Here is a 14,045-nt window from a genome sequence, read left to right on the forward strand (position 1 = left end):
AAGATTCTGGATTCAACATTGTTCCTTATCTAGTTAAAACAGAGGATTTTGAATTTCGAATTTTGAATTTTGAATTTTGAATTAAAAATAAATTAAATGATTAAGCTACTAACAATAATCGGCGCAAGGCCACAATTCATCAAAGCTGCCGCATTGAGCCGTGCAATAAAGAATTCTTTCAGTGATCGGATCACGGAAGTGATACTGCATACCGGGCAACATTACGATGATAACATGTCCAGGGTGTTTTTTAATGAACTTGAGATTCCTGCGCCTGATTATAACCTTAGGGTCGGTTCGGCCAGCCATGGGGTTCAAACTGCCGAGATGTTGGAAGGAATAGAAGGCGTGATCCTGATCGAAGAACCCGATTGCATAATATTATACGGTGATACCAACTCTACGCTGGCAGGCGCTGTGGCTGCTGCTAAATTACAGGTTCCGGTCGTGCATATTGAAGCAGGTTTACGATCTTACAATAAATCAATGCCCGAAGAGATCAACCGAATTGTTTGTGATCATTGCTCTACATTGCTTTTTTCACCAACCATGGCTGGCTACAGCAACCTGATAAAAGAAGGGTTCAACCCACAAAACGACAAGCCTTATACACCGGATAATCCTGGTATCTTTCATTGCGGTGATGTAATGTACGACAACACTTTGGTTTTTGATAATATTGCAAAGCAGCGTTCTGTTATTCTTGAAGATTTAATACTCGAACCCGAAAAATACATCTTAACTACTCTGCATCGGCCAGCAAACACCGACGACCCGCAAAGACTTGAAGAGATTATGCTTGCACTTGACGGGATTACGCGGCTTTACAACCTGAATATTGTACTTCCCCTTCATCCGCGAACTGCCAAAATGATTCAGCAGCTTGGGGATTCTGACCTGAAGTCAAAGATTACAAAAAACGAAAAACTAAAGATGATCCCGGCAGTATCATTTCTTGATATGACTATGCTTGAAACAAATGCTTCCATGATCATCACAGACTCGGGCGGGGTTCAGAAAGAAGCATACTTTTTTCAAAAACCCTGTATTATCCTACGTAATGAAACCGAATGGGTTGAGATTGTTGAAAATGGCTGTGCAATCCTCGCTGGGACCAGCACGAAAAGTATACTTGATGCTTTCAACCAATTTATGAACGATCCTCCGAAGTCTTATCCTTCACTTTTTGGCGATGGCAGGGCGGCAGAGTTTATATGTGGAGAGATTCTACAGAATTTCAGCAAATAGGCTTCTGGTTATTCCATTGTTTATCTTCTATGAACATCTTGCTGCAATCAAATTATTTTCTACCTTTGCACCTCATTTTCCAAAAGGGTGTTTTGCTCTGAAGGAAAAGCAATTAATAAATATCAATAACCTTAATTTTTGTTGGAATGATACGACAGTATGAAACCGTTTTCATTATGACTCCCGTTTTGTCTGAAGATCAGATGAAGGAAGCGGTAAAAAAAGTCAGAGATTTTTTAACAGGAAAAGGGGCGGAAATCGTTTTTGAAAACGATTGGGGCTTGCGCAAGCTCACCTACCCGATTCAGAAAAAATCCACAGGATTCTTTCACCTTATCGAATTTCGCGGCGAAGGCAGCGTAATAGCCGATCTGGAAGTAATGTACAAACGCGACGAACGTTGCCTGCGCTTCCTCACTGTTGCGCTCGACAAGCACGCCATTGCCTACAATGAAAAGAAACGGGCCGCCAAAGCAGCAGCCGCAGTTGAAGTACCTGTGGAATCCTAAAATTTTATTGAACCTAAAATCTGTTAAAAATGAGTGCACAAGGAAATGCCGATATTAAATATCTGACGCCGATAGCCGTAGATATTAAAAAGAAAAAGTATTGCCGCTTTAAGAAAAGCCGCATCAAATACATTGATTACAAAGACGCCGACTTCCTCCTGAAGTTCATCAACGAGCAGGGTAAGATTTTACCACGCCGTGTTACCGGTACATCTACCAAGTACCAGAAAAAAGTTGCCCAGGCCGTAAAACGCGCCAGGCACATTGCTATATTGCCTTATGTTGCTGACTTATTAAAATAGAGGGAGGAGATCATGGACGTTATTTTAAAACAAGATATTCAGAACCTGGGCTACGCGAGCGATATCGTTACCGTGAAGGATGGTTATGCCCGAAACTTCCTGATTCCACAGGGACTTGCCATCGTTGCTGACAAGACAAACCGCAAGGTGAATGCCGAAAACCTGAAACAAAAAACTCACAAAGAGAGTAAGGCCCGAAACGAAGCTGAAGCAATTGCTGCAAAACTTGAAAAAGTTTCGCTCAGCATCGGCGCCAAAGCTGCTACAACCGGCAAGATATTTGGTTCAGTAAACGCCCTTCAGATTGCCGAAGCCCTTAAGGAACAGTTTGATTATGATGTTGACCGCAAACGGATCAAACTTGACGGCGATTCAATCAAAGAACTCGGTAGCTACGAAGCCATAGTTAATTTGCACAAGGATGTGAAGGCTACCATCAAATTTGAGGTGGTTGCTGAATAATCCTTCGTACAAAATGTTTATTTTAGCCCGGTTTAACCAAACCGGGTTTTTTTATGCTCAGTCGCAGTCAAATTCAGTTTATCAGCTCGTTACAACAAAAAAAGTTCAGGAAGGAACACGGTTGTTTTATTGCCGAAGGCGATACTCTTGTTGAGGAATTACTGCAAAGTAACCTAAAATTCCATTCTATCTTTGCGACCGGTGAATGGCTACAAAAACATAAGCCTTTGATTGTCAAAATGGAAATCCTGGCTTTTGAGGCAAGCGAGAATGAGCTCGAACGTATCAGCACATTGAAAACGCCAAACCAGGCAGAGGCTGTTTTGTATATTCCCATACCTTTTTTTGATCCGACCACAGCATCGGAGCAGCTCGTACTCATGGTGGATAACATTAACGATCCGGGAAACTTAGGTACCATTGTGCGAACCGCCGATTGGTTCGGGATTAAGCATGTAATTTGCTCACCAGAAACTGTTGATCTTTACAATCCCAAAACTGTGAAAGCAACGATGGGTTCAATTGCCAGGGTGAATGTTCATTATCTCGATTTACAAGAGACCCTCGGAAAACTGCGTTCAGAAATACCTGTTTACGGCTCATTGCTTGGGGGCGAACCAATCACCGAAACAGTGCTTACAAAAAATGGTATTATTATAATCGGCAGCGAGGCGCATGGTATTTCTCCCGGCTTGCTATCGCATATTACTCATCCGGTTCGCATTCCTGCGCTCATACATGACGGCTCCGGAACCAAACGTCCTGAGTCGCTAAACGCCGCGGTTGCAGCAGCAATACTTTGCTGGGAATTCAGAAAGAACTTCCTGAAAAACTAGAGCCTGAAAATTTCTGCTTGCGAAGTTAGCTTTTCCACCTTACTTTTATTAACTTTGTCACCCAACAATTTAATAATCTTAACACTAAAAATCGTGAGTGAGCATATTCCAATTAATTACCACCTGATTGAACTCAAAATCACGGAAGGCCTTTCAGAAAGGGCAAAAAACATATGCCTCGACAATTCCCTCGATAGCCTGTTCAAGGTACTGGAGTTTTACAAGGAACATGGAGATTTTCTGTCATTGCGAAATTGTGGCAAAAAATCGAACAACGAACTGGTAGCCATGTCGGAAAAATATCTCAAGAAATACAAAGTAACACCTGATGAGATAAATTCCAATGACCACCACCGCACTTTTGAAGAATACAAACTATTCTGTTTTGAGCAGTTTAACCTGAGTTCGCAGGATGCTGAAAAATTCCGCCATGCATTTCTTGAAGAAAGATTCCCGTTTTTTCAGTTTATATTGCTGATCCTGAAAAAATTACTTAACGAAAGGGAATATTACATCTTTGAGCATAACCTCGGATATTTTGAGAATAAAAAAAAGCTAACCCTGCAAGCTATTGGCAATCAATACGGCATCACTCGTGAACGCATCAGGCAGGTATCGCACGAAATTCCATTTAAGATCAGGGAAATTTTAGCGCCTTTTGCCGATGAGTTGTCTTTTATTGATAAGCATTTGCAATACAAGTTAAAAAGAAATAAAGATTACATCCTTGTAGATGAAGAAATTAAGGATCAGATAAACCAGCTTGAAGAGTTAGGTTGTACGGCCCGGTTTTACGCATTCGGATTCTCCATGCTTTATCATAATGATTTATATTATTTTCAGGAACCGCTTAATAAATACAAGCATTATTATCTCATTAACCGCAAGTTGGCCGAGCAGTTCGACTTTGCCGAGTTTTATCACGACCTTTCAGAGAAAGCTTCTGCCCGCATCACTAAAAATTATTTTATTGATTTCAGGCATTATGTGAGAACGTTTTACAGGCCTGGCAAGTTCTCATATTTTGAACGTATTGTAGATATGTGCAAACAGATTGCTTCCGGTGAGTTTGGCTATCGCTGCAATATCAATGATATGCTATTGGTTTTAAGGAATACAAAAGTGAAACTTTCGGAACACGTCATCCAGATATTAGAAGACTTTAAACGTCCCATGCATCTCAGGGATATTGCTGCCGAGCTAAAAGCAAGAAAACTCAGGCTTCCTCCAAGCATTGAATCGTTGCGATCTTCAATTCTTACGTTGGATTCCATAGTTGCGATCGGAAAAACAAGTACTTATGCCCTTGCTTCCTGGGATCAGGTAAAAACCGGCACGATCAAACAAATCGCTCAGGAATACCTCGAAAGCCATGATAATCCCCTGCACTTATCTGAAATTTCGAAACACGTGAATAAATTTCGGAAAACTCATGAAAAAAATGTTTATTCAAACCTGAAACTTGATCGCACAGGTACCTTTGTGTTTTTCAAAGGTGGCTATATAGGTTTGGGTTCGAAGAATTATACTTCGATGGGCACAACAAACGGACAGTTAACCTTGTTATAATTATTAGATCTACGAACTAATAAATCCCGCTAAAACTAATGATGACTTTCCTGAAAGTAATGTTGATGGCAGTGTTGCTTGTAGGCCTTGCCTGGATCGGAATTGCAATAAAAATGTTTTTGCAAAAGAACGGACGCTTCACAAAATCCTGTGGCAGTGTTGATCCGGTTAGTGGCAAACCCATTGCATGTTCCTGCGAATTCAACAAACCAGAAACCTGCGAAAAGCTTTAATTTTGGTAGTTCAGCTTTCGTTTCTGCTTAGCCGCAGTCTATAAAAAATCTCTTGAATTAAGCGTTTTTACACTGATCAGGTTGTCATAACGATTTCCCGGTTCACGATAATAAACATAAATCGTGTATTCATTTCCTGTGTCGGCGTGGTTGCCTTCGAAAAAGCCCGTATCAGCGCTCTTTTCACCCTTATTGAGCAAGGCGTAGTGGTAATTATAAAATCCTTGTTTCAAGTAAAGTGTCGCTTCGTAGGCCGATTTTTGCCTGTTGTATTGCATTCTGTTATCATCCCTGAACTGCCAGTCGCTGAGCATACCTGTGACGAAAACATCCGCGAGAGGAATAAAATTATCTACCTGCAACGAAAAGTGAACATATACATATTCTGAACCGATTGCCGGATCATACACATCTTCGGCCAATATCTGGTAACGGCCATTCAAGTCCTGCTCATGGGTGTAAGCAATAAAAGTACGGCGTTGCTCAGTCCAAAGATAAAAATGATAGCCTTCAGCATCGCGCTCTATTTCCTGCACACCTTTCGTGAGGTATCTCACGGTGCGAAGATCCAGGGTTCTGAACTCGTTCACAGCATAAAATGTGTTCGACTCATCGGCATAATTATAGTCCAGTTCATTGCCCCGGTCCTGATAAGGTTGCAGAAGAAGTTCATTGTCCCATCGGTTATTTTGCCTTACAATCACCTTTAAGTTCCGGTAAGGATCAATGATACGGTATTGCTGGGTATTGATCTTAAATCCGATTTCATGTTTCTTTGTTCGTTCTGATGAAGTGGGTGGCATCCGGATGCGGCCCTCAACATTGAGCTTTGTATCCACAACACTGAAACGACGTGTAAATGCAACATTATCGGTATCGTTGCCAGGATAAACAATCAGCAGGTAATTGCCTGGTAAGGTAAACCCAAAATTATCATTTGGGAAAACCAGCTCATAATGTGTATATGGCTGCAGGGTGTTGAATGAGAACCTATGATTGTCAATTTGATCATCAGTAAATCCGCTTAAATAATCCGTTGGCCAGAGATCAGATAAATTCCAGGTGGCATCGCAATGGACAACGGTGTATTTGTAAGGCTTAACGTCGCTGTCCAGGTCATCGAACGACAAGTGAAATTGCTCACCTGCATTAAAATTGATAACAGGAAATGACAATTCATGACCCAGCCTGTTGAGGTTTACAGTCCTTATGTTGTTGTGATAAACGTCGTCGTGGATGCGGTAGGCAGTGTTAGTATTACCTTTTGAGGCAGCAGCAATGCCTGGTATATAACAGGTTGCCAAAGTAAAAAGGGTCGCAAAAACTATAAATTGTAACTTCCGGGTCATAATATAGAAACTCATACGGTTGCGTTTTTGGTGGTATGACAAAAATAGTTAATAAGTGTTTAAGAAAAAATTATGCTTTGTCGAGCAAGCAGTTTCAATTATCCTATTTTTGCCAATGCTTGCAAATAGCAAGCCAACAAAGACAGTTTTTCAACAGATTTATTTGATTTCAGCATTTATATATTTACTTTTCTGTATACCTTTGCAACCGAAAATGCTTAACAGATTTACACTCCCTCCTTATGACCAAAGTTGTTAAGATCACCAAAGGACTTGATATTCCCCTGCTGGGTGAAGCCGAAAAGATAATGAAAGACTTATCTTCAAATCATTATGCTATTAAACCTACAGATTTTAATGGCGTTTTTCCAAAAGTTCTGATAAAGGAAGGCGATGAAGTAAAGGCTGGATCGCCTCTGTTTTTTAACAAATACAACGAAAAGATATTATTCACTGCTCCGGTTAGCGGGAAGGTGATAGAGATTCACAGAGGCGATAAACGCGTTCTTGAAGAGATAAGAATTGAAGCCGATGGCATGAACTCACATATAGATTTTGGTAGCGCAGATCCCCAAAGTCTTAAGCGCGAAGAAATTGTTGAAAAACTTATTCAAAGTGGTATCTGGCCGTGCATCAGGCAGCGTCCGTTTTCAGTAATTGCCGATCCTTATAAAATGCCCAAAGCTATTCATGTATCAACTTTTGATACCGCTCCACTTGCACCTGATTATGATTTTATCATTCATGGAAAAGGGGAGTTGTTTCAAACCGGGTTGAATGCCCTTGCTAAGTTAACCAATGGCACTGTTCATTTGAACGTACACAGCAAGTTAACAACTTCAAAGGTATTTCTGAACTCAAGGAATGTGCAGATCAACCATTTTGCCGGTCCTCACCCTTCCGGAAATGTTAGCGTACATATTGCAAAAACCGACCCGATAAATAAAGGAGATATTGTTTGGTATCTTAATCCTCAGGATGTGCTTGCGATTGGCCGGTTGTTTCAAGAGGGAGTTTATGATGCTTCAATGGTAATTGCCCTCACAGGATCGGAGGTTCTGAAACCGGTATATTATAAAACTTTAAGAGGCGTTTCAGTCAAAAACCTGTTATTGGAAAACCTGTCGGAAGGACCGGTTCGCATAATCAGCGGCAATGTGCTCAGTGGTGACAAAATTCTGCCTGATGGATACCTGGGGTTTTATCACAATCAGATTACTGTAATTCCTGAAGGTAACTTTTACGAGTTTATCGGATGGGCTACTCCCGGATTCGGAAAGTTCAGCTTTTCCAGGGCCTTTTTCTCATGGCTCAATAAATCAAAGAAATATAGACTTGATACCAACCTGCATGGAGGGCATCGCGCTTTTGTTATGACAGGCAAGTATGAGCAGGTTTTCCCGCTCGACATCCTTCCCTTGCAATTACTCAAAGCCTGCATGATCAACGACATTGACCTGATGGAAGGGTTGGGTATTTATGAAGTGGATGAAGAAGACTTTGCGCTCTGCGAATTCATTGATACTTCAAAAACCGAGATGCAATCAATCATCAGAAAAGGTCTTGACCTGATGAGGAAAGAAACCAGCTAAAAGTGATTCATTTTTCAGACTTCTCATATACCTATTATAAATGAAGGCGTTAAGAAAATACATTGACAAGATCAAACCACAGTTTAAGCCTGGTGGAAGATTTGGCATGCTTCATTCTACCTTTGATGCATTTGAAACCTTCCTGTTTGTTCCAAACATCACAACACTCAAAGGCAGCCACATCCGCGATCATATTGATATGAAACGGACCATGAGCCTGGTAGTGCTTGCCATGATGCCGCCACTTCTTTTTGGAATCTGGAATGTTGGCTTTCAGCATTACAGGTCTTTTGGCGAAGCAATGCCACTCATGGATAACTTCATGTTTGGGCTGGCGAAAGTGCTTCCTATCATTATTGTATCCTACGTAACCGGGCTGGCTATTGAGTTTATTTTTGCACAGTCGCGCAAACATGAAGTGAATGAAGGCTTTCTGGTTTCAGGGATGCTGATTCCGCTCATAATGCCTCCTGATATTCCTTTGTGGATGGTGGCAGTTTCAACCGCTTTTGCGGTTATCATTGGCAAAGAGGTTTTTGGAGGCACAGGCATGAATATCCTGAACCCGGCTCTAACAGCCCGTGCTTTCCTGTTTTTTGCCTATCCTCAAGATATTTCGGGCGATCAGGTTTGGATTGCTGAAAAAGCAGATGCCTATTCTGGTGCAACCCCATTGGCGGAAGCCGCCTCCGGCAACCTTGACAATTTACCTTCGGCATTTGATATGTTCTTTGGTTTCATCCCCGGATCCATTGGAGAAACTTCTACTTTCATGATCCTGATCGGCGCATTTATACTCATTTTTACAGGTGTTGGCAGCGCAAGGATCCTGCTTTCTGTTTTTGCCGGGGGGTTGGTTATGGGGCTGATATTTAATTTATGGGCATTTAATGAATTTATGCGCATTCCATTCTGGCAACACATTATTATGGGGGGCTTTGCATTTGGCGCAGTGTATATGGCTACTGATCCTGTTACTGCTTCACAAACCAACCGTGGAAAATATATATTCGGTTTTCTGGTTGGGCTTCTTGGGATACTCATACGAGTAGTGAACCCGGCCTATCCCGAAGGTATGATGCTCGCCATCCTCCTCATGAATGTTTTTGCCCCTTTGATTGATCATTATGTTATAGAGGCAAACATCAAGCGAAGATTGAAAAGACTCAAAAGGGTAACAATGAAATCGTAAACCATTAAACCAGTGTACAATGTTTAGTAACTCATATATTTTCCGGTTTGCGTCAATAATGGTAATTCTTGTGGCTACATTACTTTCTGCGGCGGCACTCTTGTTAAAACCAATGCAGGACAGGAATATCAGCATAGAAAAAATGCAGGACATACTTACAGCATCTAACATCCCTGCTAACGCCGACAATGCTATTGACCTTTACAACGAAAACATGGTTCAGGAACTTGCCGTCAATCTTTCAGGTGAGGTTAAGGCTGTTTATACCAGCAGTGGCTTTGAAGAAGGCAATGTCAGGGCATTTGATATAAAAGTGAATGAAGCGCTGAAGCAAATTGCCGATTTTCGCACCGGCAAGAGTACTACTGAGCCTCTGCTTCCGGTATTCATCATTAAATCCCCTAATGATTCTAAGACATATGTATTTCCGATCCGGGGCGTGGGATTATGGGGGCCGGTTTGGGGCAATGTTGCTCTTAAAGAAGACCTTGTAACAATAGCTGGAGTAAAATTTGACCATAAAGGTGAAACGCCTGGGCTGGGAGCAGAAATATCAACAGATGATTTTGCGAACCAGTTCATTGGTAAACGGATATTTGACAGCCAGGGAAATTTCGTTTCTGTGAAGGTCATTAAAGGAGACGCCTCGGGTGACCATGAGGTAGATGCTATCTCCGGAGGTACAATCACCAGCGACGGTGTTTCTGAAATGTTGTATAGCGGTTTGGAGAATTATCTTCCATTCATTAAAAGTTTAAAAGTACTATGAGTGAAATAAAAGAAAAAGAACCTTTGTTCTCGGCAAAAAACAGGAAACTGCTTACTGTCCCACTCGGAAGGGAAAACCCCATCACTGTGCAGGTTCTTGGAATCTGCTCTGCTCTTGCCATCACCGTTAAGCTGGAACCTTCGGTAGTGATGGCGCTTTCTGTGGTTTTTGTACTTGCAGTTTCCAATGTGGTCATCTCTATTCTTCGAAAAATGATCCCACCGCGCATTCGCATTATCACGCAGTTGATTGTGATTGCATCGCTAGTAATCATTGTTGATCAGGTCCTGAAAGCTTTTGTTTACGATGTGAGCAAGCAACTATCGGTATTTGTAGGATTGATTATTACCAATTGCATCATTATGGGCCGTCTTGAAGCATTTGGTATGGCCAACAAACCCTGGCCTTCATTCCTCGATGGCATCGGTAATGGCATCGGATATGGTTTCATCCTGGTGATCGTGGGCTTTTTCAGAGAACTCCTAGGCTCTGGCACTTTATGGAATTACCAGTTAATACCGCAGTTTATATACGATATGGGTTATAAGAACAATGGTTTCGTCATCCTACCACCAATGGCTCTTATCGTGGTGGGAATTCTTGTATGGATGCAGCGAACCCGTGACCGTGTGCTGATTGAAGACAACTAACGACTAAAAAAGAGAACCGTCATGCAGGATTTATTCAACATATTCATCAAGGCCATTTTCATTGAGAACATGATCTTTGCCTACTTCTTGGGCATGTGTTCGTACCTGGCCGTTTCAAGAACAGTAAAAACCTCAATGGGACTTGGTGTTGCAGTAGTCTTTGTGCTGGGCATTACCGTACCGGTTGATTATTTAATCAATAAATATTTATTGTTGCCGGGGGCGCTGTCGTGGCTTAGTCCTTCCTTTGCCGATGTTGATCTTAGCTTTCTTAGTTTTATTATTTTCATTGCTGTGATAGCATCAATGGTACAGTTGGTTGAAATGGTAATTGAAAAAGTTTCACCCACATTGTACACCTCACTTGGTATCTTTCTTCCGCTAATTGCTGTTAACTGTGCGATCCTTGGAGGATCGCTCTTTATGCAGGAGCGGGAATATGCCACAATCACAGAAGCAACTGTTTTTGGACTTGGCTCCGGGGTAGGCTGGCTGCTTGCCATAGTTGCCATTGCTGCAATCCGCGAAAAAATAAGATATTCAAATGTGCCCGAACCACTACGTGGATTAGGCATTACTTACATAATAACGGGCCTCATGGGCATTGCCTTTATGAGTTTTATGGGAATAAAACTTTAGCGTTCTAATACTAATATGCTATTTACCATGATGATACTAAATATCGGAACAGGCGCTACAATATTGATTAGTGTTGGTATTTTCCTTTTAATTATTCTGTTACTCGTGGCGATTTTGCTTTATGCAAGAAAGAAGCTCACGCCACAGGGAAAAGTGAAGATTACCATCAACGATGATAAAGAGTTGGAAGTTGATCCTGGATCTACTTTGCTTACAACACTTTCAAACAAAGGTATATTCCTGCCATCAGCATGCGGGGGTGGTGGTACTTGCGCCATGTGCCGATGCCAGGTTTTTGAAGGGGCTGGAGATATACTACCTACCGAGAAAGACTATTTCACCCGCAGGGAGCAGCAGGATAAATGGAGATTGGGCTGCCAGGTTAAAGTGCGCGACAACCTGAAAATTGGTATTCCTAAAGAGATTTTTGGAATAAAAAAATGGGAATGTGAAGTGGTGAGCAATCGTAATGTTGCCACCTTTATCAAGGAGTTTATTGTGAAATTACCAGAAGGTGAAATCCTCGATTTTCAATCCGGTGGTTATATCCAGATAGATGTTCCGAAGTGTGAGGTTGATTTTAAGGACATTGTTGTTGAGGATGAGTATCGCGAAGATTGGGATAAACTTGGCATATTCAACCTTACGATGAAGAACCCCGAGCCTATTTTCCGCGCGTATTCTATGGCCAATCACCCTGCTGAAGGCAATATCGTAATGCTAAACATCCGCATAGCCACTCCGCCCTGGGATCGCACGAAAAACAAATTTATGAATGTGAACCCTGGTATTTGCTCTTCTTACGTATTCTCTCGTAAACCCGGGGATAAGGTCACGATATCAGGCCCTTACGGTGAATTCCATATTAAGAACACCAAAAAGGAGATGCTCTACATTGGCGGAGGTGCCGGAATGGCTCCTTTACGCTCTCAACTGTTCCATATGTTCCTGACTGAAAAAACCGACCGTAAAGTCAGCTATTGGTATGGAGCCCGCTCGCTACGTGAAGTTTTTTACGAGGATGAGTTTTATGCCATTGAGAAAGACTTTCCGAATTTTAAGTTTAACCTGGCATTGTCAGAACCACTGCCGGAAGACAATTGGAAAGGCTATACAGGTTTTATCCATCAGGTGGTTTTGGATAACTATCTCAGCAAGCATCCCGAACCGGAAGAAGTGGAATATTACCTTTGCGGGCCTCCTATGATGAACGATGCTGTGTTTAAAATGCTTGATAACCTGGGTGTTCCAAACGAAAGTATAGCCTTTGACGATTTCGGAGGATAATAGCTACTGGAATCTTATCTTCATTTCGCTGTAGCTTCTGCAACCTCCAATAATGCTTACCAGTGATTGATGGGCGATACGTATCATTAACATCTATATTATGAGAAACCAACTTCTTACCGGACTGGTGTTTATTTGCCTGTATTCCTGTCAGCCAACGCCTCCTGACCAACTCTTCAAATTCCAGGGGCGCGCCCAGGGAACATATTACGAAATAACATATTACGATACCAAAGGCCGGAATTTCCAGCCAGAAATTGATTCCCTGCTCAACGCTTTCAACTTTTCATTATCCACCTACGAACCCAAATCCATTATTTCAAGAATAAACCGCGATGAGGCTGATGTAGAAGTGGATGAATGGTTCAGGACTGTTTTTCTCAAGTCCGTAGACGTGGCAGAAAAAACCGGTGGCAGCTTTGATTTCTCAGTTGGTCCGCTTGTGAATGCATGGGGCTTTGGTTTTACTGACCGTATAAAAATAAACCCGCACGTCATAGATAGCTTGCTGAAATTTGTTGGTTATAAAAACTTTGAACTTCAGGGCAATAAAATAACCAAGAATATCTGCGGTTCAAAACTTGATTTCAACGCCATTGCCCAGGGGTATGCCGTTGATGTTGTTGGCGATTTTCTGCAATCGAAAGGTGTGAAGGTGTTCCTGGTTGATATCGGAGGGGAAGTGCTGGCCCACGGTCATAAACCGGATGGCAGCTTATGGAAGATTGGTGTAGAAAGCCCTGCGGACGAAGCGAGCAGCAGCCGTGAACTGAAAGCCGTTATTGCCCTTGAAAACAGAGCTATTGCCACTTCAGGAAATTACCGCAAGTTTTATGAAGAAGATGGTATGCGATACTCCCACACTATTGACCCATTTACAGGCTATCCGGTTCGTCACAGTTTGTTAAGCGCTTCCGTGCTTGCCAGCGATTGCATGACTGCCGATGCTTATGCTACAGCTTTCATGGTTAAAGGGGTTGAACCAACTATTGAATTTCTGAAATCTAATCCGGAACTGGAAGCTTACCTCATCTACTCCGCCGATAATGGTAAAATAAAAACCTGGGCCAGCGATGGGTTTCAGGCGTTGATTGAGAAAACCTATTAGATTTACGATTGAAGATTTACGATTTACGATTTAGGATTTTAATAGAACGCTGACACGTGCGCCGCGGCGTATGACGCGGATTAAACAGATTTTCGCGGGTTTATTTGTGATGCAGTTATACTGTAGCGCAGTAGTCAAATAGTCAATTAGTTAAATGGTAAATTGGTGGAGAAATGGAGTGTTGGGGTGATGGAGTAATAGAGTAGTGAATGGTTAATTGGAATTTGGGCTTTAGACTTTGAATAATGAGCTTTGGACTTCAAACTTGAGGCTTGGAACTTGGGATTTGGGACTTGAGAC

General features: G+C 42.0%; 15 protein-coding genes. 14 read left to right on the plus strand and 1 reads right to left on the minus strand.

Going from position 1 to position 14,045, the window contains the following annotated elements:
* Positions 1–99: 99 nt before the first annotated feature.
* The 7 genes from wecB (at position 100) to IH597_06985 (ending at position 5,159) form a co-directional block, all read left to right on the plus strand.
* Positions 100–1,248: a UDP-N-acetylglucosamine 2-epimerase (non-hydrolyzing) gene (gene wecB / locus IH597_06955; GenBank protein ID MBE0662189.1), complete on the plus strand. Its 1,149-nt coding sequence runs from the start codon at positions 100–102 to the stop codon at positions 1,246–1,248.
* Between the two features lie 149 nt (positions 1,249–1,397).
* Positions 1,398–1,757 (plus strand): 30S ribosomal protein S6, encoded by a 360-nt coding sequence (locus tag IH597_06960; GenBank protein MBE0662190.1) that lies wholly within the window; start codon positions 1,398–1,400, stop codon positions 1,755–1,757.
* Positions 1,758–1,786: 29 nt separating this feature from the next.
* On the plus strand, positions 1,787–2,059 hold the full coding sequence (locus IH597_06965) for a 30S ribosomal protein S18 (GenBank protein ID MBE0662191.1): 273 nt from the start codon (positions 1,787–1,789) through the stop codon (positions 2,057–2,059).
* A gap of 12 nt (positions 2,060–2,071) precedes the next feature.
* The gene (locus tag IH597_06970; GenBank protein MBE0662192.1) at positions 2,072–2,521 is read left to right on the plus strand and encodes a 50S ribosomal protein L9; all 450 of its coding nucleotides are present in this window, start codon (positions 2,072–2,074) and stop codon (positions 2,519–2,521) included.
* Between the two features lie 53 nt (positions 2,522–2,574).
* Positions 2,575–3,357: an RNA methyltransferase gene (locus tag IH597_06975; GenBank protein ID MBE0662193.1), complete on the plus strand. Its 783-nt coding sequence runs from the start codon at positions 2,575–2,577 to the stop codon at positions 3,355–3,357.
* A 93-nt stretch (positions 3,358–3,450) separates the two neighbouring features.
* Entirely contained in the window at positions 3,451–4,926 is a 1,476-nt protein-coding gene (locus tag IH597_06980; GenBank protein MBE0662194.1) for a hypothetical protein, read from the plus strand.
* Between the two features lie 38 nt (positions 4,927–4,964).
* Positions 4,965–5,159, plus strand: a complete 195-nt coding sequence (locus tag IH597_06985; protein MBE0662195.1) for a membrane or secreted protein — start codon at positions 4,965–4,967, stop codon at positions 5,157–5,159.
* 38 nt (positions 5,160–5,197) lie between these two features.
* Here IH597_06985 and IH597_06990 read toward each other — a convergent pair whose 3' ends face one another.
* Entirely contained in the window at positions 5,198–6,523 is a 1,326-nt protein-coding gene (locus IH597_06990) for a DUF5103 domain-containing protein (protein MBE0662196.1), read from the minus strand.
* Between the two features lie 227 nt (positions 6,524–6,750).
* Here IH597_06990 and IH597_06995 point away from each other — a divergent pair, with 227 nt between their 5' ends.
* From IH597_06995 to IH597_07025, 7 genes are all read left to right on the plus strand, one after another.
* Positions 6,751–8,100 carry a Na(+)-translocating NADH-quinone reductase subunit A gene (locus IH597_06995; GenBank protein MBE0662197.1) on the plus strand — a complete coding sequence of 450 codons (1,350 nt, stop codon included), beginning with the start codon at positions 6,751–6,753 and terminating at the stop codon, positions 8,098–8,100.
* Between the two features lie 40 nt (positions 8,101–8,140).
* Complete coding sequence (locus IH597_07000) at positions 8,141–9,292, plus strand: NADH:ubiquinone reductase (Na(+)-transporting) subunit B (protein ID MBE0662198.1); 1,152 nt, start codon at positions 8,141–8,143, stop codon at positions 9,290–9,292.
* A gap of 19 nt (positions 9,293–9,311) precedes the next feature.
* Positions 9,312–10,061: an NADH:ubiquinone reductase (Na(+)-transporting) subunit C gene (gene nqrC / locus IH597_07005; GenBank protein MBE0662199.1), complete on the plus strand. Its 750-nt coding sequence runs from the start codon at positions 9,312–9,314 to the stop codon at positions 10,059–10,061.
* Entirely contained in the window at positions 10,058–10,711 is a 654-nt protein-coding gene (locus tag IH597_07010; GenBank protein ID MBE0662200.1) for an NADH:ubiquinone reductase (Na(+)-transporting) subunit D, read from the plus strand. The genes nqrC and IH597_07010 overlap by 4 nt, the downstream gene beginning before the upstream one ends.
* 21 nt (positions 10,712–10,732) lie before the next feature.
* Complete coding sequence (gene nqrE, locus IH597_07015; GenBank protein ID MBE0662201.1) at positions 10,733–11,350, plus strand: NADH:ubiquinone reductase (Na(+)-transporting) subunit E; 618 nt, start codon at positions 10,733–10,735, stop codon at positions 11,348–11,350.
* Between the two features lie 30 nt (positions 11,351–11,380).
* Positions 11,381–12,637: an NADH:ubiquinone reductase (Na(+)-transporting) subunit F gene (locus tag IH597_07020; GenBank protein ID MBE0662202.1), complete on the plus strand. Its 1,257-nt coding sequence runs from the start codon at positions 11,381–11,383 to the stop codon at positions 12,635–12,637.
* A gap of 100 nt (positions 12,638–12,737) precedes the next feature.
* A complete protein-coding gene (locus tag IH597_07025; GenBank protein ID MBE0662203.1) occupies positions 12,738–13,745 on the plus strand; it encodes an FAD:protein FMN transferase in 1,008 nt (335 codons plus the stop codon).
* The last annotated feature ends 300 nt before the right edge of the window (positions 13,746–14,045 follow it).

The sequence above is a fragment of the Bacteroidales bacterium genome (assembly GCA_014860575.1).
Classification (GTDB): domain Bacteria; phylum Bacteroidota; class Bacteroidia; order Bacteroidales; family JAAYJT01; genus JAAYJT01.